The organism is Herbiconiux daphne (genome assembly GCF_024979295.1).
GTDB lineage: Bacteria > Actinomycetota > Actinomycetes > Actinomycetales > Microbacteriaceae > Herbiconiux > Herbiconiux daphnes.
Window position 1 is genome coordinate 1 of the sequence record NZ_JANLCJ010000223.1, and the last position, 897, is coordinate 897.

Here is an 897-nt window from a genome sequence, read left to right on the forward strand (position 1 = left end):
TTCGTGTTTGAAAGCATTAGGGCATATCAAAACTTGCTTTCAAGGGGAAGAAAGAGAAGAATTTACAAATTCACTCCTGGTGATGAACAAGAGTTTTGACTTAAAACTGAAGATGAGAATAAAGCTGAATCAATCATCAAGGCGGGAAGTGACATTAACAAATTTGGAAAGATTGATGAACTGACTACCGCATTGGCACAAACTTGAAACATGCAAACAATGGACTTCCTTTCAAACAAGGAGATAATGTTTTTGATTCAACATTACAGAAATTGTCAATATGAACTGACAAACTCATATACTTCAAGCACATTTAAGAGAGATTTACAAAAAATCGCTGGGCGTGAACATGCACCAGTAGAGATTAGACCACATGAGAAGAGAATTGGAAAAGAAAAACAATACGGATTGAAAATCAAGTGAAAGGTGGAATAACATGAATGCATATGATAGGGTTTATAGGGAACTAACTCAAAGAATGGAATTGAATTTAGATAATGGCACACATGATATGCTACTCAAAAGAACACTTAAGGTTAACAAATGGGTTTGACACCAAAATATGCTTTATGGCGAAACCACTGACGTGGAATATGGGATTTTGAAAGTATTTGCCGACACACTTATTACTTATGGTATTGACACGGTGTTCTTGCAATGAAAAGAAGCTAGGCAGGAAAATAACATCTGATATACTCCGTTTGTCAATAACGAAATGATGAAGTCATTGACTTCACAGTTAAAAAGTGAAAATGACAACAATGTGAAAACATTTTTGGAAGAGTATGGGTTCGAACTGCCGCTGGTCAAGGAAATGATTCCTAGAATTTTGTGAAAATAAGAGGTGCATATGAAAACATTTAAGTGAATTACGAAAATGTATGTAAATAGTTTGAA

General features: G+C 34.7%; 2 protein-coding genes. Both read left to right on the plus strand.

All coding sequences use genetic code 11. From position 1 onward, the window contains the following. A partial coding sequence (locus N1032_RS24250; protein ID WP_259543043.1) for a hypothetical protein occupies positions 1–184 on the plus strand: 184 nt, incomplete at its 5' end. Positions 185–210: 26 nt separating this feature from the next. Beyond that, positions 211–423, plus strand: coding sequence for a hypothetical protein (locus tag N1032_RS24255; protein WP_259543045.1), 213 nt, complete (start codon positions 211–213; stop codon positions 421–423). Positions 424–897: the final 474 nt, after the last annotated feature.